Below are 21,562 nucleotides of genomic sequence, written 5' to 3'. Positions count from 1 at the left end.
AAGCGAACGAATGATCGACCATCGCGCGCATTGGCGGTTTCGCTCATCCCCTAGGGCGCGGGATACCAGTCCGGCGAACCTGCGAGGTCTTCCGGCGGGGGAGGGCATCCACCGTCTTCTGGAACTCTGAGACGAAGGTGGTGAGATCCACCCCCATCGCACGACAAATCTCCAGAAGCTCGACTGCGTCCAGCCTGCGAACCCCCCGTTCGACATGACTGACGAACACCTGAGTCCGACCGATCGCGCGCGCAAGATCGGCTTGCGTGAGTCCTGCGGTCTCCCGCGCGCGACGCAGTTGCTCCCTGAAGAGTTCGTTCTCGCGGCGGTAAAGGGTCTTTGACATGGCAATGCGCTGGATGGCGCGGCCACGCTAAAGTCAATTTTGGTATATATGATTTAGTTATGTAGAAGGCTTGAGCCGCCCGGCAACCCAATGCGCTGACGACGACCCCATGGGGGAACACTTATGAAAGGAAGATTTGGGCTGGCACTGCTGGTCGCAACGGCTGTCAACGTGGCGTTGCCATCTGCCGCATCAAGCAGAACGTCTTCTGCAGAAGCGGTTGAAACAACTGCCTATCCACGTATTGGCCGAGCAGACATGCATCTCATCCTTCTCGGTCATGCCGCCACGACCTGGAGTGACGAGCAACTCTCGGAACACGTCTTTGGAGCGCCGCCGTCCGATCTCGATCAATTCTCGAAGCGAGATCATCACGAAGCAATGCGTGCTAGAGCCGCGCAGATTCGAACACTCATTCAGGAAATGAGAGGAATGGGACAGTTCAGACTAGGGGTCCTGAGCGTATCCATGCCATATCCGTCGACGCAAAAGGTCCTCGGCATGACCGGCGATCCGCCGCGGAGATTCAGGAGCTTTGGTGGCTATACCGAGGACGACGCATCAGCCCACATGAGGTTGATGCCCTACAACTTCGATACGTCATCGTTCGTCCTGAGCGCGCCGTTCCTGCCTTGCGACGGAGGCTGGCAAGAGGAACTGTTTGGAAGCAATCGAAGCCTGGCGATCGGCTACAAGATTCGAAACTGGGCGTCGCCAGGAGCAGCAGATGGCAGGACACCACAACAACCGCCAACGGCGCGATGCGACATGCGGATTGAAGACGAACGAGCAGCCCGCAGGATTGAAGATGCAAGACATCGAGGGCGGCTTGCGATCGGGGCAACCGTTTACGCGCGCATCTCCGGCGAAATGGATGACAAGCAGTATGTCCTGATCGCAGACAGGGTCGATATCCACTTCTTCAGGAATGAGGGGGGTGTAGGAGTTTCACCTCGTCTCGCTACCGTGACGCTGCTGGCACCCACCGAACCCCCAGTGACTGACGCACCGGAGGCAAGCCATGGCCCATCGTCAGGCACAGGTTCGCGTGGACTGGATCTTTCGGATTCACGTCAGGTGGAAGCCTGTGCCGCTATGGGCGCCCTGACTCAGACCATCGCAGAGCAGGCTGCAACAGCGGGCATTCCAGCGAGGCAAACGGAAGCCTATGCGACCACCCGCCAACACGTAGGCGAGATGGCCGACGCAGTAGTGGTTGTTGTTGATCGACTTGGGGACCGGATGAAGCCCCACCTCATGCGTTCCTGGAGCATGTACGGCTACTGCCATGGAATGGAAGATGACCTGCTGTTCGGGGAGGCAGCCAGCAAGGTTGCCGCCACATGCAATCAATCTGCTGATGAACTATCTGGGCGTTGCATTCAAGAGCTGCTGAAGGGCAACTTCGAGGCGCTTGCTCCAGCCGAGCAGGAGCGCCTCAGGGAAGCCGCCCGCCAGCGCGGTTACTGACGACCCCTGATCTCGGGGCTGCAGCAGTACGCAGCGCGTTGCCGGCGGAGTTGATGCTGGAGGCGCTTGAAGAGCGGTAGGCGGCCAGCACAGACAAGTAGTCGACCGCAAAAGTGGAACGGCGGGGCGGCTGACTGCCGTCCTGGTATCCCCTTGTCTCGGCACCCATGCGACTGCCATGTGCTCATGGTCATATTCAGGGTAGCCGTCGTTCAATGACGTCCCTAACCTTTAGAAGGTCAACGATTAGGGGCCGTTATCAGGGCTAACGTACATCGCCTCAGAAAGCGGCCGTCGGGATACGGTGGCGGCGGCGCGGCCGTCTCGTCCGATTTATTCAGCGCAGGGAGCCCATATGAAACGTCGCAAACGTGTGCGGCGATGCCCGCTGCTGGTCTCTCTGGGCGGTTGACGGAACCCATCGGGCTGCCAAGGATCGTCAGGATGCGCGGCCTACACCCGCCAGGTAGAGCGTGGGTGGAGGGCCGGAGGAACTCGCATAGAAGAGCCAGAAAGTGAGCTAACTCCCTGCCGTGTAACAATTCTCCCTCTTCAGAAAATCAAGCGTTGGGCAGCACTCTCCCGCCGGAACTCGGGCGCACCGCGCTACCTTCTGTTCGAGGTCCCTCTCCAGATTCCTCAACTCGCGGATTCGTAGGCGGACATCGACGAGCTTTCGCTCGGTCAACTGGCGGGTCTGCTCGCAAGAATGCTTGCCTGTAATCTGTAGTAAGCCAGCGATCTCGTCGAGGCTGAATCCCATCTTCTGAGCGTGCCGTATGAACCGAAGCCGATTCACGTCGCTTTCGCCGTAGCGACGCACGCCTCCGCTCGGTCGCGCGGGCTGATGCAGCAGCTTGCGGCGCTGGTAGTAGCGCACGGTTTCGACGTGCACATCGGCAGCCGCTGCCAAGCGGCTGATCGTGAACGTGTTTGGACGCATAGCTTGACTCCGTACCCGGGTACGGAGATTAGTATGCCCGGATGCAAGCAACTCCCGCTAAATCTTCTGTTCCGGCCATCGTTGGCGCGAGCATCGCCGCCATTGGCGCGTCCGTCTGTTGCGTCGTGCCACTGGTACTGGTGTTCATGGGGATCAGCGGCGCTTGGATCAGCACCCTTACGGCCCTGGATCCCTTGAGGCCTTGGTTCAGTGCCGCCGCCGTAGTGTCCTTGGCGGTGGCGTTCTGGATGCTGTATCGGCCGGCGTCACATTGCGGTGTGGATGGCAGTTGCGTCGAGCCGGACACCCTGCGAAGGAGGCGGCGTTGGCTCTGGTTGGCGACAGTCCTCATCGTCCTGTTGCTGCTGTTTCCCTATTACATCGTCTGGATTCTGTAGGAGGCGCAATGCGCAAGTGGATACTGGCCCTCGTGGCTGCTCTCTCGGTCGGGGCCGCCCTGGCGGCGACGCCCGCGACCGTGGTGTTCGATGCCGAGAACATGACCTGTCCCGCCTGCGGCATCACCATCAGGAAGGCGCTGGAGAAGGTGCCTGGCGTCACCGAGACGAAGGTTGACACGCGGGCAGAAACAGTCACGGTGACGTTCGACACGAGCCGGACGGATACATCTAGAATCGCGCGCGCAGTCACAGAAGCAGGCTTCCCGGCCAATGCGCGGGCTGACGGTGAGTGACGTCGAGCTAGAAAGCATCTTGACCTGCCCGGAGTGCGGCCATCGGGCGACCGAGACAATGCCAGTCACAGCGTGCCAATTTTTCTACGAGTGCACGGGCTGTGGAGTGGTCTTGCGGCCGAATCAAGGCGACTGCTGTGTGTTCTGCTCGTTCGGAACAGTGCCATGCCCGCCGATCCAACAGCACAATTCATGTTGTGGTTGACCGGACTTCGATAATGACTGCACAGGCAGGCTGCGATCTCGACTGTGCCACCTCGGTAGGTGCGCAGCTCAACCAGCGATGTGCGTGCGAAGTGGTTGACGTTTTCAGTTTGCACGAGTCGATCCGGTCTGCCTTTCCGGAGTTCACGGCCGATCCATCCGTGCACGCCCACCTGTTTTCCCCGTATGCCCTGTTCGTTGATCGCGCGGCGCTGGACGCCATGGGGCGAGTCGCGGCGACGGTCTTCGACGTCGCAGCAAATCCGCGATATCGCCAGCACGTCCTGCAATGGGCCCCCGACATCGCGACCCATGAGCCAGGGTCGGCGGGTGGAGTCCTTGGGCTGGACTTTCACTTGACAGTCGACGGCCCGCGGCTGATTGAGGTCAACACCAATCCCGGCGGGCTGCTTCTCAATGCAATGCTGGTCGATGCCGTGCAGGCCTGCGCACCGGATGCGTGGACCACTTGGACAACGGGGGCCAACGCTAGCAACATGGCTATCATCGCCTGGCTGGAGGACGCCCGGCAGCAGTCCGGCCGTATGCCGTCGCGTCTGGCCATCGTGGACAGCGCCCCGCGGGAGCAGTTCCTCTACCCCGAGTTCGAGCTGTACGCGGGCGCATTCCGGGAGCATGGCGTGGACTGCGTGATACGCGCACCCGAGGAACTGAAGTTTGGTCCGGACGGGCTTGCAGATGCGCACGGCCGGATCGACATGGTCTACAACCGGTTGACCGATTTCGCGCTTGAGGAAGCGTCACATACAGACCTTCGTCAGGCTTACCTCGCAGGGGAAGTGGCGCTGACACCGCATCCGCGTGCGCACGCGCTGTTCGCCGACAAGCGCAACCTCGCGGTGCTGGGAGACCCTGTTCTGCTTGGCGGGTTCGGGGTCGATGCGGGTTCGACCGCCCTGTTGGCACAGGTGATCCCGCCCACGGTTGAAGTCGTGCCCGGAAACCGGGATGCGCTGTGGGCAGCGCGCAACGGCTATTTCTTCAAGCCTGCAGCAGGGTTCGGCAGCCGCGGGAGTTATCGGGGCGACAAGCTCACCCGGCGGACGTGGGAGTCGATGGTGTCGGCGACCTACATCGCACAGGCCTTCGCGGCACCGAGCTTGCGGATCGTGCATGGGGGGCAGTCCCTCAAGGCCGATGTGCGCTGCTTCGCATCCGAGGCGGGTGTGCTGCTGTTCGCGGTCAGGTTGTACCAGGGCCAGACCACGAATATGCGCACCCCGGGCGGGGGATTTGCAGCGGTGCTCACGTCGTCACGGATCGAGGAGTGATTCCCCACCGGAGCCGACCCTTGGGGCGTGTCGTGGCTACAGCGAGGCGAGTGCCGATTCAGCCAGTTCGCGCTCCTCATCGATCGCGACGTTCCATATGCTCGGCCCGCCCCCGCGGTCGATCCGCGTGGCTCCAGCATCGTTGACGTCAGGTGCCAGCGCCAGGCCGAGCCAGGCCAGTCGCGCGACGATGCGAGCCCGCAAAACCGGCGCGCGATGGCCGATGCCGCCGGAAAAGACGACATGGTCGAGACCGCCAATTGCCGTGGCCATGGCCGCGATGGACTGCGCAATCCGGACTGCAAAGAGCTCCACGGCAAGCTGGGCCTGCGGGCCGGGATCCGTCAGCAACACGCGCATGTCGCCATGGCCGGCGATTCCGGCAAGGCCTGCACTGCGGTACAGGCCGTTTTCAAGCGCCTGCGCATCCAGGCGTTCATGCCTCAGCAGATACAGCAACGCGCCGGGATCGAGATCTCCGGAGCGGGTAGGGCTCGGGATTCCACCCAGCGGAGTGAGCGCCATGGTGGTGTCGCGGCTGCGGCCGCCCTCGACGGCGCAGACGCTGCAGCCACCCCCCAGATGCGCGAAGACAGCGCGGCCCTTCAGGATTCCAGCGTCGTGGCTGGCCACTATGCGGAGCGCGGAGGCAAAGGCGAGTCCATGGAAACCGTAGCGGCGGATGCCCAGCGCATCCCATGCTTCAGGGACAGGCAAGCGCCGGCTCCAGGGCGCGAGCGACGCGTGGAAGTCGGTGTCGAAGGCCACGCCTTGGCGCGCGTGCGGCCAACGCATGCGCGCGGCACGCGCGAAAGCGAGGGCTACCGGCTGGTGCAAGGGTGCGAACGGCACCAATGCATCCAGTTTCGCGAGCACGGTTTCGTCGAGCTCGCGGGCGTCGTGCAAGTCACCGCCATGTACGATTCGGTGCACCACCACGTCGGGGCTGGGCCACGGCTCCGACAATGCCTCGAGCAGGGTGGCAAGGCGCTCCTGCGCATCCACGCCGACTGGAATTTCGGCCCGGGAGCGCTCGAGCAGACGAGACTGCGCGCCGTGTCCCTCAGTGTTGAACAGATAGGACGCGCCCTTGAGGGTGGACGAGCCAACGTTGAGTGCAAGAAGCCGGCGCGTGGTCACAGGTGTCCCCGAATCATGTTCATGGGGACCGCACCGCCCGGCGCAACAACTGCGCATTGATTGCCACAACGACGGTGCTCAGCGACATGAGCACTGCCCCAAGCGCAGGTTGCAGCAGGATCCCCCATGCGGCGAGAACGCCAGCGGCGAGAGGGATGGCGACGATGTTGTAGCCGGCGGCCCACCACAGGTTCTGGATCATCTTGCGATAGGTGGCCTTGCTCAATTCGATGATCGCTGGCACGTCGCGCGGGTCGCTGCGCACGAGTACGACGTCGCCGGCCTCGACCGCGACGTCCGTCCCTGTGCCGATGGCGATGCCGACGTCGGACGTGAGCAGCGCCGGAGCGTCATTGACACCGTCACCCACCATCGCGACGCGCTTGCCCTGGGCCTGCAGCTCCTCGATCTTTGCCACCTTGTCCTCGGGCAATACCTCGGCGAAGACGGTGTCGATGTTGAGTTCCTTCGCGACCGCGTTTGCGACCGCCGTGGAATCACCCGTCAGCAGGACAACCTCCAGTCCTTCGTCGTGCAGCCGCTTGACCGCGTCGAACGATTCGGGACGGATGGCATCCGCGATCGCAAATACGGCGAGCACCCGGTCGCCTTCCACCAGGTAGGTTGCAGATTGACCATCGGCTGCCGCTGATTCGGCAGCCCGCCGAAGCGTCTCCGGCGGTTCGACCGCGAGCATTCTCAACAGACCCGGCCCGCCAACGTGAAGCGAGCGCTCCTCGACGACTGCGCGCACGCCGCGTCCCGGCATGGACTCGAAGTCCTGCGACATCGGAACGTCGATGCCATGTTCCTTGGCGCTGGTCATCAGCGCCTGCGCGATCGGATGTTCAGCGTCGCGCTGGACCGACGCGGCCACGCGAAGCACCTCGTCGTCGGTGAGTCCATCGGCGGCAGTGGTCTTCACGACGCGGTGCGAACCGAGCGTGAGCGTGCCTGTCTTGTCGAACACGACCGTGTTCAGCAAACGGGCCTCTTCCAGGCCGCGTCGATCGCGCACGAGCAGGCCGTTCCGTGCGCCAATCGTGGTCGAGATGGCGGTCACCAGCGGGATGGCCAAACCCAGCGCATGGGGACAGGCGATCACGAGCACGGTCACTACGCGCTCGATCGTGAAGCTCCACGGTCGACCGAGGAGTGGCCAGACAATGGCGGTAACCGCGGCGGAGACGATGGCGATGATCGTGAGGTAGAACGCCGCCCGGTCCGCCAGGGCCTGGGCGCGCGAGCGCGACGTCTGGGCCTGCTCGACGAGCCGCATGATACCCGCGAGCGCGGTCTCGTCGCCGGTTCCCGTCACCTCGACACGCAACGAGCCCTGTCCGTTGACGGTGCCGGCGATCACCCGGTCGCCCGTCGACTTGTCCATCGGCTTGGACTCGCCGGTGATCATCGCTTCGTTGACGGCGCTGGTCCCTTCCTTCACGACGCCGTCGGCGGGAATGCTCGCGCCGGGCCTGATGAGCAGCAGGTCGCCGCGCTTCAGTTCCGCGACAGGGACTTCCTTCGCGGTACCGGCCTCATCCAACCGCACCGCCATATCAGGCAGCAGCTTCGCGAGTTCCTTGAGAGCGCCCTGTGCCTGGTTGATCGAACGCATCTCGATCCAGTGGCCGAGCAACATGATCGCCACCAGCGTCGCCAGCTCCCACCACAGGTCCAAGCCCTCGACAACGCCGAGCGTGACCAACGCGCTGTAAAGGAAGGCGACGGTGATCGCAAGCGAGATCAGCGTCATCATGCCCGGCAGGCGATTTCTCAGCTCGTGGTATCCGCCGCGGAGGAACGGCGAGCCGCCGTAGAAGTACACGATCGTGCCGAACACCGCCGGGATGTACGCCGACCCCGGGAACTGTGGTGCGGTGTAGTCGAACCAATGCTGGATCATCCCGCTCCAGATCAGAGTGGGGATGGTCAGCAGCAGCGTGAGCCAGAACTTGTCGCGGAAGCTCGCCACGCTGTGGCCGGCATGCTTGTCGTGCCCGGCATGGACGTCACCTTCAGCACCCGTGCGGGGATGCGGCGGTTGCTCGCCGTGCGCCTGATGATCTTGATGATGATGATTGTGTTGCGTCATGGGTCTGCCTTCCTGGATGCACTGATGCGCCGGGCACCAGCGGGGAGATAGATCAGTGTTCTGTTACAAGTGTCCCGATCTGGCGATGGCCATCACCAGCCGCAGTGAGAGCAATCCCGCAGCAGCGAAAGCCACCATAGCCAGGAAAGGCATGTGACCGAACACTTGCGGGCCGTCGGAATGCAGGCTCAACAGCGCACCGCTTACGTACAGGCCCAAGGTGACCAGGGCCAACGCCAGCCGGTTGCCCGTGCGCGCGATTGCCTCCTGCGTGGAACTCAGGCCATGGTGGTGTACGGAGAAGGCGGGTCGTCCGTCGCTCAGTTGCGCCTGCCGCAACAGGTCGGTGGCGATCTGTGGCAGTTGGCGCGCAGTGCGGGCCAGCCGCATGGCAAGCGGCCTGTTGCCGCTGGGGCGGCTGGCTTCGGCAATGTCGGCGATCGCGGCCGCCTGCGCGGACAGCGTCCCCAGCAGGTCCAGATCCGGATCCAGCGCCCGCAGCGTGTTCTCGACCAGGAACAGCATCCGGATCAGGGACAGCAGGTGGGCCGGAAGCCGGAAGCCAGCGCCCTGCCCAATGCGTGCCACGCGCCAGATTGCCTCGGCAATGGACCACTGCGCCAGCGGACGGCTGGCCATCTCGGCCAGGATCAGGTGGATCTCGCGCACATGCGAGCGGCGGTCGACCTGCGGCGGGAAGAAGCCCATGGCGATCGCTGCATCCAGCACGCCCTCGGCGTCGTCGGCCGCAATGGCCTCGACCATGCCGCCGAGCGCGAGCCGGGATGCAGGGTCGAGCACGCCGATCGAGCCAAAGTCATGCAGGCACAGGCGACCGTCGTCAAAGAAGAACAGATTCCCCGGGTGCGGGTCGGCATGGAAGACGCCGGCGCCGAAGAGCTGATGCACGTAGGCACCGAGCAGCGCCCTTGCCAGTGCGGGAGCCGCCGCCGTTCCATAAGCGGCTTCCAGGCGGGTGCCGTGGCTACGATCCTGGACCAGCACGTCGCGGGTGGCGTAGGGCTCAACGACATGTGGCTGTGTGATGCCGGGCAGGGCATCGAGCACCTTCGCCATGCGGCGCATGTTCTGCGCCTCGTGACGCATGTCGATTTCATCGCGCAGGAATGCGCCCAGCTCGTCCACCAGTTCGAGGGGGCGGTGTCGCTTCAGAGGCGGCCAGATCCACTGGGCTACGCGCAGCGTGCGTCGAAGCAGCCGCAGGTCAGCCTGCACTTGAGCGTGGATGCCGGGCCGGGTGACCTTGACGACCACGTCGCGACCGTCATGCATGCGTGCCGGATGGATCTGAGCCACCGACGCGGCGGCCAGCGGATGGTCATCGAAGCTGGCGAAAAGCTCTTCGACGGAGGCGCCGAACGCCTGCTCGACCATGTGTCTGGCCTGGTCCGCAGGAAATGCCGGCACGTCGCTGTGCAACCGCGACAATGCCTCGCGATAGGGCGCCGGCAGCAGGTCCCAGCGCAGGCTCAAACCCTGGCCCAGCTTGACGAAGGTGGTACCCAGCCCCACCAGGGTGGCGCTGACGTACGCGGGAAGCCGTTCGGGTCTGCGTCGGCGCAGGCGCAACACCGCGACCCCGAGAGTCAGTCCGGCCCAGGCGATCTGGCCTCCGCGGCGCACCGTGCCCGCCATCAGCGCGAGGTCCTGGCCGGCCGGCTCACGATGCCGGCCCCGCTTCCGCGCGCAGGATGGCGGTCGGATCGCCGCGACCATCCACGGCCGCCAGCTCCGCTTCGGACAGCAGGTTGTCGCGGGACTCGCCGAGGACGCCCGTAGCCGCGTCAACCACGTGCGCCCAGGTGCTGCGGTTGGCGAACAGCAGGCCCGGCACGTCCAGTGTGCCGCCCCGGTTGACGAAGCCCAGCGCCGCGGTGGTGGTGGGGCCGGTGTCGAGTCGGCGCAGCGCACCGAGGAAGGGCTCCGGACGGGTGTGGGTAACGAATACGCGCGGCCGGCCCACCGGAAACAGCGCTTGGACCGCACTGTCGGAGTGCACGTACCTTGCCTCCTCCGGATCGCGCGGGGCGCGAAATCGGCCGGGTTCGGCGAGATAGACGATCGCGGCCGACATTCCGCGTGCGGCCAGACGCGCCTGTGCGCGGCGCACTTCCTGCAGCTGGTACGCGCCGGTGGCCACCAGCAGGATCGCCGCCGTCTCCGGATCGCCGGCGAGGCATGTTGCGCCGGTCTCGGCCAGTGCCTGGGCCTGCTGCGGGGTCAGCTCATGAGGCACCGGACGCTTGGGAACGACCAGTGTGGTGACCGTGCCCCGTTGCGCGTAGGCGCGGGCGAGGGCGGCGGCAGCGCCATTGGCGTCCGGCGGGAACACCACGCGCGAAATGTCGGCCATTTCGCCCATGAGTGCCTCGGCCATGGTCGGATCCTGGTGGGACTGTTCGTTCTTCGCGTTCTCCCACGTGTGCGAGGTCAGCACCAGGGGCACGCCCAGCCAGCCGGGTGGGCGCCCGGCCTGGGCCTGGTGGCGGGCGAAGATCAGTTCCTGACGTACGGCGCCGAGCATCTTCGGTGCAAACGCCTCGTAGGTGACCACCAGGTTTAGCCCGCCCTTGTTGCCGAGCGCCGCGCAGACCACGGCTTCTTCGTTGAGCGCAGTGATGACCGCGCCGGTTGGCGATTCGGCGACGCCGGGCTCGGGCTCGTGCACCCGGTGCTTCATCGCGTCCAGGGTCCGGTCGAGCTTGTTGCTGCGCAGCTCATCGGGATTGCCCACGCGCACCCGCAGTCCCGGATTCGCCTCGGCGATGGCGACGAACTGCTCGTCGAGTGCGGTCATTGGCGAGCTCTCACCGCCGGCGCCGCGGTCGGCGATCGCCGGGACGCGGGGCGGTTCCACCTGGCGATCGGCCAGCGCATGGTCGCGCTCGCGCACCCGCTGCTGGAGATCGTGGCTGTTGAGTGCGGCAACGGCCTGCTCGAGCTCCGACGCGGCCACGAACAGCGCCGCTGCGCCTTCATTGAAGAGCGTGCGCGCCGCGGCATCCTTCGCCGGATTCCCCGGCAGCGGCAAGTTGTGCGAGGCGTTGGTCCCGGCGCCGGGGAAGCCGAAGCCCTTGACGGTTTCGGCGATGCCATAGGGCAGCCGCACGTCGGCGGGAACAGCGGCGCCCGCTTGCAGGCGCGACTCCATCACGTGGATGCCCCACGCGATGCTGGCCGGATCGCGCCCGTCCAGCGCGATCGGATCAAAGCCGTTCAATCGCAGGTGCCGGTCCAGCCACCGCTCGCCGCCCTGCTGGGTGATCTGGCTGCGCTGTTCGATGCGGCGCCCGTTGAGGATGATGATCGGGCTGACCAGTCCGCTGTCCTCGGCGCGCCACCAGCGTGGCGCCCAGTCGCTGCCACGCTGTTCCTCGAACGCACCGTCGCTGAGGAAGGCGACCAGGCGTTCATCCTTGAGCGGCGCATGCACGTACTGCAGCTCGGCAAAGCCGAGATAGCCGCCTTCCATCACGCCCCCGGCGGTGTGCGCATTGACGTGGGAGCCGAGGGGCGACGCCGGCGTTCCGTCCGGATTGAGGGTGTAGGCATAGAAGTCGCTTACGAACCGGCTCAGCCCTTCGCCGGTGCGGTCGTAACGTTCGGCGTGCCGGTCGGTCGTGTTGCCAACCAGCACGTTCAGCGCGTCGATGGCGGCCACGCAGTGCCCCTGGCCCATCATCCACGCGCGGGTGAGGCCATCCAGGGAATCCATCAGCAGGTAGCCGGCGTAGGCGGGCACCATGTTGAGGGACCCGCCGGTGTGGCCTTCAGGCGTGGTCTTGAAATCATCGACCTCCAGGGCCGCGCCGTCGGTACGAACGCGCTGGCTGTAGGTCATGTGCGCCACCAGCCACATGCCGGCGCTGGTGACGCGGTCGGCCGCGGCGAGCCGCTGCCATGCGGTGCCGGCATCCGGCGTGCGGCCCAGGGCGACCAGCTCGTGCACCATCTGGCGGACCCGGAGCTGGGTAAGCGGGTCATGTCGGATCACCCCGTAGCCGGCCGCCCAGTGGGCGAACGCGGGATCGGCCTGCCGGTGGGCGTCGGCGAGTTCAAGGATCCGCTGGCGCTCGGCGGCCGACAGCTGGTCGGCGGTGCAGCAGTTGAGATGCAGGTTCATGGGTCCTCCGGGGAATCGGTCGAAGCGGTCATCAGGGTCGATGCCGCGGCGGCGAGGTCCGCACCCAGCGCGATGGCGTTGGAGGGGTGGGAAATGGTGTCAGTGCTGACGATGCGGGCCAGGCCCGCCTCCTGCAGGCGGGCATAGGCGTCGCCTGCGAACACCGGATGGATGGCGACCAGCAACGGCGACGGCAACGACAACCGGCGCAGGTGTGCGAGGGTCTCCAGGATCGTGTGGCCGGACGACACGATGTCGTCGATCAGCACCGGAGTCCGACCAGCCACGGCTGCCGGGTCGGGCAGGCTGACGCGCACGTCGTAGTCGCCGTGCCGCTCCTTGGCCAGCACCTGGTAGGGCATGCTGGACAGGGCGGCGATGTCCGCTACCCACTGCTCGCTCTCGCTGTCAGGGCCGATCAGCACAGCGTCGGGGACGGTCTCAGCGATCCAGCGGGCCACGGCCGGCGTCGCCGATACGTGGATCGTCGGAATGCGGTAGAGCGACTGCAGGCGCTCGACGCGGTGCAGGTGCGGGTCCACGGTCACCAGCCAGTCGAAAGCCTCTTCGAGGAATTGCGCAAACAGCGGTGTACTGACCGCCTCGCCGCGATGGAAGCGGGTGTCCTGGCGCATATACCCCAGGTAGGGTGCGATGAGGCCGACCGAACGAGCCCCGAACTCGCGCGCGGTCCGGGCGGCGAAGCGCAACGGGAGGGCCGTGGCATCGGCGTTGCGCAGGCTGGCCAGGAGCGCCACATCGGCTCCGGCCAGTGCGTCGTCCAAGGTGACCAGCGACTCGCCATCTGGGAAGTGCCGCCAAGCCACGGGTGCAATGCGCGCCTGCAGGGGCTGGTTGATGTTGCCGGCCAACACTGCATCGGCCGGGAATGGCATCAGCACACGGGTCATGGAACCTCTCCAAGCACAAAAGGTTGCAGCGTCACGGCGTGCTCCAGGGCGTAGGCCAGTTCTCCCGGCGACTCCGCATGCAGGGTGAGCAGAGGTTGTCCCCGCTCGACCGTATCGCCGATCCGCAGACCGGTTTCGAGGCCGGCGGTGGGGGATGTCGGTGCGCCGGCCAGCTTGGCCAGTTTGGCCAGCCTGCGGTTGTCGATCACCGCGATCCGACCCGATGCGGTTGCCGGGACGTCGGCGGTGAATGCTGCCCGCCGCGGTTCGCGGAAGCCTCCCTGGGCCTCGCAGATCGCCAGGAACTTGGCCAGCGCCGCCCCGGAATCCAGCACGCCGCGCGCGCGCTCCAGTCCGGTGCCGGCGTTGCTGCCCGCTGCCATGTCCAGCAGCGCCGCGGACAGCGCAAGTGCGCGTTCGCGAAGGTCGGCGGGTGCATCGGCCGCGTTGTGCAGCACCTTGAGCACGTCGTGCGCCTCGAGCGCCGGGCCGATTCCCCAACCCACCGGCTGGGTGCCGTCAGTGCGATGGATCCCCAAGTGCAGTCCAAGCGCAGCGCCGGTGTGTCCAAGCCGCGTGCCCAAGCTGTGGGCCGCGGCCTCGCCACGCACCTTGGCGGTCGGACCCACTGGCATGTCGATCAGGACGTGGGTTGAACCCGCGGCGATCTTTTTTGACAGCACGCTGGCAACCAGTTGGCCGTCGCTGTCGAAGTCGAGTGGCCGTTGGACCCGGATCAGGATGTCGTCGGCCGGGCTCAGGCGCACGTTGCCACCCCAGACGGTGCATCCGCCCTCGCGCTCCACCACCCGGCGCATCGCCGCCAGATCGAGCGCCACCGGCGCCATGACCTCCATGGTGTCGGCGGTGCCCGCGGGCGACGTGATCGCGCGCGAGGACGTCTTCGGGATGCGGTAGCCCAGCGCAGCCACGATGGCCACCACGATCGGCGTGGTGCGATTGCCGGGCAGGCCGCCGACGCAATGCTTGTCCAGCACCGGCCCATCGCCCCAATCCAGGCGCTGGCCAACGGCGATCATGGCCCGTGTCAGCGAGGTCGTCTCGGCGTTGTCGAGGCCGTCGCCCGCGCTGGCCGTGACGAAAGCGGCAAGCTCCAGGTCCGACAGCCTGCTTTCCATCACGTCCTGCACCAGGGCGAGGTACTGCGCGTCGTCCAGCCGTGCCCCGAACACCTTGGCGCGGAGCGCGCCTGCCGACGACGCGGGTTCCGCATGCCGCACCCGGGCGAGGGCATCGCGCATGGGATCGAGGAGCGTCCACGCGGCCTCCGACAGCGCCACCTCGTCGAGGCCGAGCCGATCGTCGACGACCACGTTCAGCGTCGCCACCAGCGTGCGCGCGCCGACGTCCAGCCTCACGCGCGTCATCGCGGCAAAGCCTTCCGAGCGGCAGACTTCGCAGTCACGGTGCATATAGACCACCGGCTGCTGGTAGGTGTCGATGCCGGCACGGGTGACGCGCAGGCGGGTGTGGCCCGGGGCCTGCGTGGTCATCTCGCATCCTCCAATCCGACTTGCTCCAGGTGCTCCGGCACGCGCGCACGCCAGCCCAGTTCACGCTGCACGCGCGCGCGCAGTGTGTCGGCTGCATCGGGCTCGCCATGGGTGAGGTACACCACGCGCGGCGCGGACGGCGCGGTGCGCATCCAGTCCAGCAACTCCCCGGCGTCGGCGTGGCCGGAGAAGCCTTCCAGCTGCACCACTTCAGCGCGGATGGGGACCTCGCGGCCGAACATGCGCAACGTGCGCTTGCCTGCCGCCAGCGCGGCACCGCGTGTTCCTCCGGCCTGGTAGCCCGCGAGCAGGATCGCGTTGCGGTCATCGGGGCCGAACGCCTCGATGTGGTGCAACACGCGCCCGCCGGTGATCATGCCGCTGGCCGAGATGATGATCATCGGCCCGCGCTGGCGGTTGAGCGCCTTCGACTCTTCTACAGTGTTGACGAAGGTGGCCACGTCGAACATCCGCTGGCAGTCCTCTTCGGACACGTGGTGCTCGGAATGGTGGGCGTGGTAGTGCCGGGTCGCGTTGATTGCCATCGGGCTGTTGAGGTAGACCGGCACGCGAGGGATGTCCTTGCGCTCGCGCAACCGGGCGATATGCAGCATGAGCGCCTGGGCGCGACCGATGGCAAAGGCCGGAATGACGATTACGCCCCCACGGGCAGCGACGCGGCGGATGATGGGGGCCAGCTCCGCCTCCTGGTCGATCGGAACGTGTTCCCGATTGCCATATGTGGATTCGCAGACCAGTACGTCACAGGCGGGCAGGGGCGTTGGCGGGTTCATCAGAGACTCCTGCTGCCGGCCCAGGTCACCACTGAAGTGCAGGCGCTGGCCCTGGACGTCCAGGCTGACGTGGGCAGCGCCCAGGATGTGGCCGGCAGGATGGAAGCGGATCGTGACGCCTGATGCGACCTCGATGTCGCGACCATAGTCATGCCCCTTGAGCTGCTTCAGGCTGCGGCGGGCGTCATCCTCGGTATAAAGCGGTCGTGGTTCCTTGTGCTTGGAGTACCCTTTGCGCGCTGCATACTTAGCATCCTCTTCCTGCAGGTATCCACTGTCGGGAAGCAGCAGGCCGCACAGGGCCACGCTGCCATGGGTGCAGTGGATCCGGCCGCGGAACCCTTGTTTGACCAGTGCGGGCAAGTAGCCCGAATGGTCCAGGTGGGCGTGGGTCAGGACTACCGCGTCGATCGATGACGGCTCGACGGGAAACGGAGCCCAGTTGCGGTCGCGCAATTGCTTGTAGCCCTGGAACAGGCCGCAGTCCACGAGCACGCGCTGACCGTTGGCCTCAACCAGGTAGCGCGAGCCAGTCACAGTGCCCGCGGCACCGAGGAATTGCAGGGTGGGGCTGGAAGGCGATGTCATGTTGTGGCTGCTGTCCTGGAAGGGAAGTGATTGCTGATGGCATGGCGAGGGCCGAGGCGCATCTGCATCGCCTGCGCGCTTGTCAGGGGCGGATCAGCTCCACTGTGTCGTTGACCTTGGGGCTGCCGGAGATCACTTCAGCCTCCGCGTAGTGGCTGTCGAACAGTTCGGCGATCCGTACTTGACCGATGTTCTCGCGGCGATAGCGTGGACCGCCGGCCCGCGAATGCCGGATACGGCGCTTGTGCCGGATCACATCCAGCACCTGCCCGACCTGGGCGCCGTCGGCCTGCCCGACGCAGACCACGAGCGTCTCGTCCCCCTTCTCCAACACCTGGCCGCGCATCAAGACGTTGTGGCGGAACCCGCCCTCGCTCGCGGATGCGACGCCCGGCAGTGCGAAGGAGAATGCGAGTGCGCCCACCAGCGCCAGTGCGGCGAACCAGCGGTAGGAATTGGTACGTGGGGCTGCGGAACAGGCAACGGGTGTGACCGTATTCATTGAGTGGACTCCTTGGATGGGCCTGAACGGAGACGGAGATCTGCGGCGACAACACGAACGGAGAGACCATGCAGGTGGGCAACTTGAACGGCGGAGCGTTGCCCAGGCAGCTCCTCAACCTGCGTCATCATGCTTCTCCCGGCGATGGCGCGGGGCCGCGCCGGCGTCGCAGGAGGAAGGCCGGGACCTCCTGCATGTAGCGGGCATAGTCGTCGCCAAAGCGGCTCAGGCAATCTTTCTCCTCACGGCGAGCGAGGCGGGCATAGGCCCACACGAGCACCGGAAAGCTGATGAGTGTGAGCAGCGTCGGCCACTGCAGCAGGAAGCCGGTCAGCACCAGCACGAAGGCAACGTACTGCGGGTGGCGCATGCGCGCATATACGCCCTCACGGGCAAGCCGACCCTCTCGCTGTGCCCGATACAGCACGGGCCAGGCGGTCGACAACAACCAGAACCCTCCGCCGATAAACACGAAACTCGCGATGTGGAATGGACCGAAATGCGGATTGGCGCGCCAGCCGAACCACATCTCCAGCAAATGCCCCGCGTCATGGCTGAGCCAGTTCACCTGCGGATAGTTGGCGCTGAGCCAGCCGCCCAGGACGTACAGTGTCAGCGGGAAGCCATACATTTCCGCGAACAGCGCCACGACGAAGGCGGAGAACATCCCGAACCCCCGCCAGTCCCACCGCGTCAACGGCTTGTAGAAGCTCCAGGCGAAGAAGATGAAGAAGGCGGCGTTGATGGCGGCGAGGAGCCAAAGACCGTAGCCAGCGTCAGATGCGTGCATGTCATTGCCCTCCGTTCGAGGTGTCGGACGTTTCGTCGGTCAGCGCCCGCTTGCTGCCGCCATGGCCCCCATTGGATGAGTCGTCGGCATTGCCGCCTTGTCCATGTCCGCCATGTCCGCCATGTCCTTTGTGCATGAACACATGCATGAGGGGGCGCAGCAGCAGGATGGCCAATGGCAACCAGCGGAGTGCTCCAGCAAGGTGGGCGCGATGCTCGACGCCAAGATAGAAGACGGCCAGCGCAAGGAAAATCCAGAAGACCCAACGTCCGGACCCCGACGTGGTTGGAGAGCGGGGGGCAGTCATGGCAAATCCTGAGTGAGGCGTCCGAGAAGGCGTCGCGGGGTGGACCTGACGAACTTGCCGCCTTCTGTCGCGGCAACGGCTTCGATCAATGCGCAGACGTCATTGCCAGTCGGAATGGAGTCCGGAAGCTTCGCCCAGGCGTGGATGGCACGCTCCATCCGCTCGTGCATGGCGAGCAGCCTGTCCAGTTGTTGGCGGGTGTCGTCAAGCCTGCGCCGGATGATGTCCCGCACAAGCGGGCAGGGACTATGCCGCTGCAGGCTGTGGCGGATGATTTCCTCGATTTCGGCCAGCGTGAAACCAAGCTGCTGTGCCGTGCGAATGAAGTGCAGGCGCTGGAGCTCCGAAGCCGAGAAGAGCTGATACCCGCCCTCGGTGTGCGTGGCCGCCTGTAGGAGGCCGCGCCGCAGATAGTTGCGCACCACATGCACCGTGACGTCGCCCTGCTGTGCCAGCTGGCGTACCGTCATCAGCGGCGGCGCTGCTTCGTCTTTGCCCATCATTGGCGCGCTCCAGGAAAGATGGTGATCACGCTAGACCTGTGTCCCGCACACAGGTCAAGCTCGGCTGACACGCCTCCATCCACACCAAGGCATCGAGTGCTCCCGCAGCGATAATCTTGGGTCAACGCACACGCGGACCGCCTTTGCCCTGGCGCGTTGAAGGTCGGCCACATCACGACACGTCCGCCGGCAGCGCAGCAGGTGTTGGCCGCTTCCTGGCCAGCTGCCGCTGCTTGATCAACGAGTACAGCGCCGGGATCACCACCAGCGTCAGCACCGTGGACGAGACCATGCCGCCCACCATCGGCGCGGCGATGCGGCGCATAACCTCCGAGCCTGTGCCGCTGCTCCACATGATCGGCAGCAGGCCGGCCATGATCGCGACCACGGTCATCATCTTCGGGCGCACGCGGTCGACCGCGCCTTCGATGATCGCCTCGCGCAGGTCGCCGGCATCCAGCGAGCGGCCTTCGGCTTGGCGCTGCGCGGCGCGAGCCTCCAGCGCGTGGTCGAGATAGATCAGCATCACCACGCCGGTTTCCGCGGCGACGCCGGCCAGTGCGATGAAGCCGACGATCACCGCGACGCTGACGTTGTAGTCGAGCATCCACATCAGCCACACGCCGCCGACCAGTGCGAACGGCACCGACAGCATCACGATCAGCGACTCGGTGACGCGGCGGAAGTTGAGGTACAGCAGCAGGAAGATCAGCGCCAGCGTCACCGGGACGACGACGCGCATCTTTTCTGCGGCGCGCTGCATGTACTCGTACTGTCCGCTCCAGGTCACGTAGTAGCCCGGCGGGAACTGCACCTGCTCGGCGACCGCGTCCTGCGCTGCCTGCACGTAGCGGCCCAGGTCGCTTTCGCGCGTGTCGACGTAGATGTAGGCCGCCAGCATCGCGTTCTCGGTGCGGATGCTGGGCGCACCCATCGTGACTTCGATGCGTGCGAGCTCGCCCAAGGGCACCTGGGCGCCGCCGGGCACGGGCACCAAAACCTGGCTGCCGATACGGTGCGGGTCGTCTCGCAGCTCGCGCGGATAGCGCACGATCGCGCTGAATCGCTCGCGGCCCTGCAGGATGGTGGTGACGATCTCGCCGCCCAGCGCGGCCGCCACCACGTCCTGCACCTCGCCCAGGGTCACGCCGTACTGGGCCAGGCTGCCAAGGTCGGGGGTGATGTCGAGGTAGTAGGCGCCGGTCAGGCGCTCGGCGAACGCGCTGGTCGTCCCCGGCACTTCGCGCACAACGGCTTCGATCTCGGTGGCCAGCGCGTCGAGTTGCTCAAGATCCGTGCCGAACAACTTGATGCCCACGGGCGTGCGGATGCCGGTGGCCAGCATGTCGGTGCGGGCCTTGATCGGCATCGTCCAGGAGTTGGCCACGCCCGGGAACTTCAGCGCCTCGTCCATCTCCGCGATCAACTTGTCGGTGGTCATGCCGTCCCGCCACTCGTCCTCGGGCTTTAGGTTGATGACGGTTTCGAACATCTCCAAAGGTGCAGGATCGGTGGCGGTCAGGGCGCGGCCCGCCTTGCCGAACACCGACTCCACCTCCGGGAAGCCCTTGATGATCCGGTCCTGCTGCTGCAGCAGCTCCGACGCGTTGGTCACCGACATGCCCGGCAGCGACGCTGGCATGTACAGGAGGGTGCCCTCGTTGAGCGTGGGCATGAACTCGCTGCCCAGGCGTGACGCCGGCCACAGGCTGGCGAACAGGGCGACCAGCGCGATCGCGATCGTGGCCATGCGGTGCCGCAGCACGACGTCGATCACGGGCCGATAGGCCGCGACCAGGAACCGGTTCACCGGGTTCTTCTGCTCGGGCATGATCTTGCCGCGCACGAACAGGAGCATGAGCACCGGCACCAAGGTCACCGAAAGCAGCGCACCACCGGCCATGGCGAAGGTCTTGGTGAAGGCCAGCGGCTTGAACAGGCGGCCTTCCTGCGCCTCCAGGGCGAACACCGGAAGGAACGAGACGGTGATGATCATCAGGCTGAAGAACAACGCCGGCCCGACCTCGCGGCAGGCATCAATGATCAGCTGGGCTCGGCTGCGGGAGCCGTCGGAGCGCTCGATGTGCTTGTGTGCGTTCTCGATCATCACGATCGCCGCGTCCACCATTACGCCGATCGAGATCGCGATGCCGCCCAGGCTCATGATGTTGGAGTTCATGCCGAGCGCACGCATCGCGATCACCGCGACCAGCACGCCGACCGGCAGCATGACGATCGCGACCAGTGCGCTGCGCGCATGGAACAGGAACACCAGGCACACCAGCGCGACGATCAGGCTCTCCTCGAGCAGCGTCGTGCGCAGCGTCTTGATCGCACGCACGATGAGGTCGGAGCGGTCGTAGACCGCCTGGACGCTGACGCCTTCGGGCAGGCCTCGCGCAAGTTCCGCGATCTTGTCCTTCACCCCGCCGATCACGGCCAGGGCGTTTTCGCCGAAGCGCGCAATGACGATCCCGCCCACAACGTCGCCTTCGCCGTCCAGGTCGGCGATGCCACGGCGCTCATCGGGTACCAGTTCGACCCGTGCGACGTCGCCGATCAGCACCGGTGCGCCCCCTTCGGCGCGCAGAACCAGGCTCTCGATATCCTCGATACCGCGCAGGTAGCCGCGGCCCCGCACCATGTACTCGGTCTCGGCCATCTCGATCACGCGGCCGCCGACGTCGCGGTTGCTCTCGGCGATCACCTCGGACACGCGTGAAATCGGGATGTCGAACTCGCGCAGCCGGACCGGATCGACGGTGATCGAGTACTGGCGCACGAAGCCGCCGACGCTGGCGACCTCGGCCACGCCGGGCGCGGTGGTGAGCTGGTAACGCAGGTACCAGTCCTGCATCGCGCGCAGCTCGTCCAGCGAGTGGCGGTCGCTCTGCAGCACGTACTGGTAGACCCAGCCCACGCCGGACGCGTCGGGTCCCAGTGCCGGTGCCACGCCAGCCGGCAGGTTTTTCGACGCGACGTTGAGGTTCTCGAGTACGCGCGAGCGCGCCCAGTACAGGTCCGTGCCTTCTTCGAAGATGACGTAGATGAAGGAGGCGCCGAAGAACGAGAAGCCGCGGACGTCCTTCGACTTCGGCGTCGCGAGCAGGGCGCTGGTCAGCGGATAGGTGACCTGGTCCTCGACCACCTGGGGCGCCTGCCCCGGGTACTCCGTGAACACGATCACCTGCACGTCCGACAGATCCGGTTGTGCGTCCAGCGGCGTGTTCATCAGTGCGTAGATGCCACCGGCGACAATCGCCAGCGCCATCACCAGCACCAGGAAGACGTTGCGCACCGACCATTCAATGAGACGGCCAAGCAT

19 protein-coding genes are annotated in these 21,562 nt (G+C 65.8%); 5 read left to right on the top strand and 14 right to left on the bottom strand.

Features of this window, described 5'->3' with window-relative positions:
* Positions 1-43: 43 nt before the first annotated feature.
* Positions 44-346, bottom strand: a complete 303-nt coding sequence (locus tag E2F46_RS06925; protein ID WP_133321330.1) for a helix-turn-helix domain-containing protein — start codon at positions 344-346, stop codon at positions 44-46.
* A gap of 123 nt (positions 347-469) precedes the next feature.
* On the opposite strand from E2F46_RS06925, the gene E2F46_RS06920 reads away from it, so the two are divergent.
* Positions 470-1,816: a hypothetical protein gene (locus tag E2F46_RS06920; protein ID WP_133321329.1), complete on the top strand. Its 1,347-nt coding sequence runs from the start codon at positions 470-472 to the stop codon at positions 1,814-1,816.
* Positions 1,817-2,336: 520 nt separating this feature from the next.
* On the opposite strand, the gene E2F46_RS06915 is transcribed toward E2F46_RS06920, so the two are convergent.
* The gene (locus E2F46_RS06915) at positions 2,337-2,759 is read right to left on the bottom strand and encodes a MerR family transcriptional regulator (RefSeq protein WP_129135912.1); all 423 of its coding nucleotides are present in this window, start codon (positions 2,757-2,759) and stop codon (positions 2,337-2,339) included.
* Between the two features lie 41 nt (positions 2,760-2,800).
* Between E2F46_RS06915 and E2F46_RS06910 the strand changes: the two genes are divergently transcribed.
* From E2F46_RS06910 to E2F46_RS06895, 4 genes are read left to right on the top strand one after another with little or no spacing between them, the layout of a single operon-like run.
* Positions 2,801-3,157, top strand: a complete 357-nt coding sequence (locus E2F46_RS06910; RefSeq protein ID WP_092410659.1) for a mercuric transporter MerT family protein — start codon at positions 2,801-2,803, stop codon at positions 3,155-3,157.
* Positions 3,158-3,165: 8 nt separating this feature from the next.
* Positions 3,166-3,453, top strand: coding sequence for a heavy-metal-associated domain-containing protein (locus E2F46_RS06905; protein ID WP_092410657.1), 288 nt, complete (start codon positions 3,166-3,168; stop codon positions 3,451-3,453).
* Entirely contained in the window at positions 3,431-3,658 is a 228-nt protein-coding gene (locus tag E2F46_RS17670; RefSeq protein WP_425429642.1) for a GDCCVxC domain-containing (seleno)protein, read from the top strand. The genes E2F46_RS06905 and E2F46_RS17670 overlap by 23 nt, the downstream gene beginning before the upstream one ends.
* Positions 3,659-3,671: 13 nt before the next feature.
* On the top strand, positions 3,672-4,949 hold the full coding sequence (locus E2F46_RS06895; RefSeq protein WP_243720337.1) for a hypothetical protein: 1,278 nt from the start codon (positions 3,672-3,674) through the stop codon (positions 4,947-4,949).
* A gap of 36 nt (positions 4,950-4,985) precedes the next feature.
* On the opposite strand, the gene E2F46_RS06890 is transcribed toward E2F46_RS06895, so the two are convergent.
* The 12 genes from E2F46_RS06890 to E2F46_RS06835 all read right to left on the bottom strand — a co-directional run bounded on the left by E2F46_RS06890 (position 4,986) and on the right by E2F46_RS06835 (position 21,562).
* Positions 4,986-6,089, bottom strand: coding sequence for an acetate kinase (locus E2F46_RS06890; RefSeq protein ID WP_165967371.1), 1,104 nt, complete (start codon positions 6,087-6,089; stop codon positions 4,986-4,988).
* A 19-nt stretch (positions 6,090-6,108) separates the two neighbouring features.
* Entirely contained in the window at positions 6,109-8,184 is a 2,076-nt protein-coding gene (locus E2F46_RS06885; protein ID WP_082316348.1) for a heavy metal translocating P-type ATPase, read from the bottom strand.
* A 63-nt stretch (positions 8,185-8,247) separates the two neighbouring features.
* The gene (locus E2F46_RS06880; RefSeq protein ID WP_133321327.1) at positions 8,248-9,840 is read right to left on the bottom strand and encodes an ABC1 kinase family protein; all 1,593 of its coding nucleotides are present in this window, start codon (positions 9,838-9,840) and stop codon (positions 8,248-8,250) included.
* Positions 9,841-9,865: 25 nt separating this feature from the next.
* Entirely contained in the window at positions 9,866-12,328 is a 2,463-nt protein-coding gene (locus E2F46_RS06875; protein WP_243720336.1) for a phosphoketolase family protein, read from the bottom strand.
* The gene (locus E2F46_RS06870) at positions 12,325-13,203 is read right to left on the bottom strand and encodes a ribose-phosphate diphosphokinase (protein WP_243720342.1); all 879 of its coding nucleotides are present in this window, start codon (positions 13,201-13,203) and stop codon (positions 12,325-12,327) included. Before E2F46_RS06870 ends, E2F46_RS06875 begins: the two co-directional genes overlap by 4 nt.
* A gap of 32 nt (positions 13,204-13,235) precedes the next feature.
* Positions 13,236-14,753 carry a thymidine phosphorylase family protein gene (locus E2F46_RS06865; RefSeq protein ID WP_133321325.1) on the bottom strand — a complete coding sequence of 506 codons (1,518 nt, stop codon included), beginning with the start codon at positions 14,751-14,753 and terminating at the stop codon, positions 13,236-13,238.
* Positions 14,750-16,135 (bottom strand): MBL fold metallo-hydrolase RNA specificity domain-containing protein, encoded by a 1,386-nt coding sequence (locus E2F46_RS06860; protein WP_133321324.1) that lies wholly within the window; start codon positions 16,133-16,135, stop codon positions 14,750-14,752. Before E2F46_RS06860 ends, E2F46_RS06865 begins: the two co-directional genes overlap by 4 nt.
* 82 nt (positions 16,136-16,217) lie before the next feature.
* Positions 16,218-16,637 carry a hypothetical protein gene (locus tag E2F46_RS06855; RefSeq protein ID WP_092410649.1) on the bottom strand — a complete coding sequence of 140 codons (420 nt, stop codon included), beginning with the start codon at positions 16,635-16,637 and terminating at the stop codon, positions 16,218-16,220.
* A gap of 127 nt (positions 16,638-16,764) precedes the next feature.
* Positions 16,765-17,427 (bottom strand): methyltransferase family protein, encoded by a 663-nt coding sequence (locus tag E2F46_RS06850; protein WP_133321323.1) that lies wholly within the window; start codon positions 17,425-17,427, stop codon positions 16,765-16,767.
* Between the two features lies 1 nt (position 17,428).
* Positions 17,429-17,734 carry a DUF2933 domain-containing protein gene (locus E2F46_RS06845; RefSeq protein WP_133321322.1) on the bottom strand — a complete coding sequence of 102 codons (306 nt, stop codon included), beginning with the start codon at positions 17,732-17,734 and terminating at the stop codon, positions 17,429-17,431.
* Positions 17,731-18,237 (bottom strand): MerR family DNA-binding protein, encoded by a 507-nt coding sequence (locus E2F46_RS06840; RefSeq protein WP_066922005.1) that lies wholly within the window; start codon positions 18,235-18,237, stop codon positions 17,731-17,733. Before E2F46_RS06840 ends, E2F46_RS06845 begins: the two co-directional genes overlap by 4 nt.
* A 172-nt stretch (positions 18,238-18,409) precedes the next feature.
* Positions 18,410-21,562: an efflux RND transporter permease subunit gene (locus E2F46_RS06835; protein ID WP_133321321.1), complete on the bottom strand. Its 3,153-nt coding sequence runs from the start codon at positions 21,560-21,562 to the stop codon at positions 18,410-18,412.

It is taken from the genome of Luteimonas aestuarii (assembly GCF_004357985.1).
Classification (GTDB): domain Bacteria; phylum Pseudomonadota; class Gammaproteobacteria; order Xanthomonadales; family Xanthomonadaceae; genus Luteimonas; species Luteimonas aestuarii.
The sequence above is the reverse complement of the archived record's forward strand: the minus strand, read 5'-3'. Positions and strand labels throughout refer to the sequence as shown.

Bases quoted from the DNA above. Each gene is read 5' to 3' on its own strand.
- E2F46_RS06895 (WP_243720337.1), top strand. From the start codon at position 3,672: ATGACTGCACAGGCAGGCTGCGATCTCGACTGTGCCACCTCGGTAGGT.
- E2F46_RS06880 (WP_133321327.1), bottom strand. From the start codon at position 9,840: ATGGCGGGCACGGTGCGCCGCGGAGGCCAGATCGCCTGGGCCGGACTG.
- E2F46_RS06840 (WP_066922005.1), bottom strand. From the start codon at position 18,237: ATGATGGGCAAAGACGAAGCAGCGCCGCCGCTGATGACGGTACGCCAG.
- E2F46_RS06905 (WP_092410657.1), top strand. From the start codon at position 3,166: ATGCGCAAGTGGATACTGGCCCTCGTGGCTGCTCTCTCGGTCGGGGCC.
- E2F46_RS06850 (WP_133321323.1), bottom strand. From the start codon at position 17,427: ATGCACGCATCTGACGCTGGCTACGGTCTTTGGCTCCTCGCCGCCATC.
- E2F46_RS06865 (WP_133321325.1), bottom strand. From the start codon at position 14,753: ATGACCACGCAGGCCCCGGGCCACACCCGCCTGCGCGTCACCCGTGCC.
- E2F46_RS06855 (WP_092410649.1), bottom strand. From the start codon at position 16,637: ATGAATACGGTCACACCCGTTGCCTGTTCCGCAGCCCCACGTACCAAT.
- E2F46_RS06920 (WP_133321329.1), top strand. From the start codon at position 470: ATGAAAGGAAGATTTGGGCTGGCACTGCTGGTCGCAACGGCTGTCAAC.
- E2F46_RS17670 (WP_425429642.1), top strand. From the start codon at position 3,431: ATGCGCGGGCTGACGGTGAGTGACGTCGAGCTAGAAAGCATCTTGACC.
- E2F46_RS06910 (WP_092410659.1), top strand. From the start codon at position 2,801: ATGCAAGCAACTCCCGCTAAATCTTCTGTTCCGGCCATCGTTGGCGCG.
- E2F46_RS06845 (WP_133321322.1), bottom strand. From the start codon at position 17,734: ATGACTGCCCCCCGCTCTCCAACCACGTCGGGGTCCGGACGTTGGGTC.
- E2F46_RS06860 (WP_133321324.1), bottom strand. From the start codon at position 16,135: ATGACATCGCCTTCCAGCCCCACCCTGCAATTCCTCGGTGCCGCGGGC.
- E2F46_RS06915 (WP_129135912.1), bottom strand. From the start codon at position 2,759: ATGCGTCCAAACACGTTCACGATCAGCCGCTTGGCAGCGGCTGCCGAT.
- E2F46_RS06925 (WP_133321330.1), bottom strand. From the start codon at position 346: ATGTCAAAGACCCTTTACCGCCGCGAGAACGAACTCTTCAGGGAGCAA.
- E2F46_RS06875 (WP_243720336.1), bottom strand. From the start codon at position 12,328: ATGAACCTGCATCTCAACTGCTGCACCGCCGACCAGCTGTCGGCCGCC.
- E2F46_RS06885 (WP_082316348.1), bottom strand. From the start codon at position 8,184: ATGACGCAACACAATCATCATCATCAAGATCATCAGGCGCACGGCGAG.
- E2F46_RS06835 (WP_133321321.1), bottom strand. From the start codon at position 21,562: ATGCTTGGCCGTCTCATTGAATGGTCGGTGCGCAACGTCTTCCTGGTG.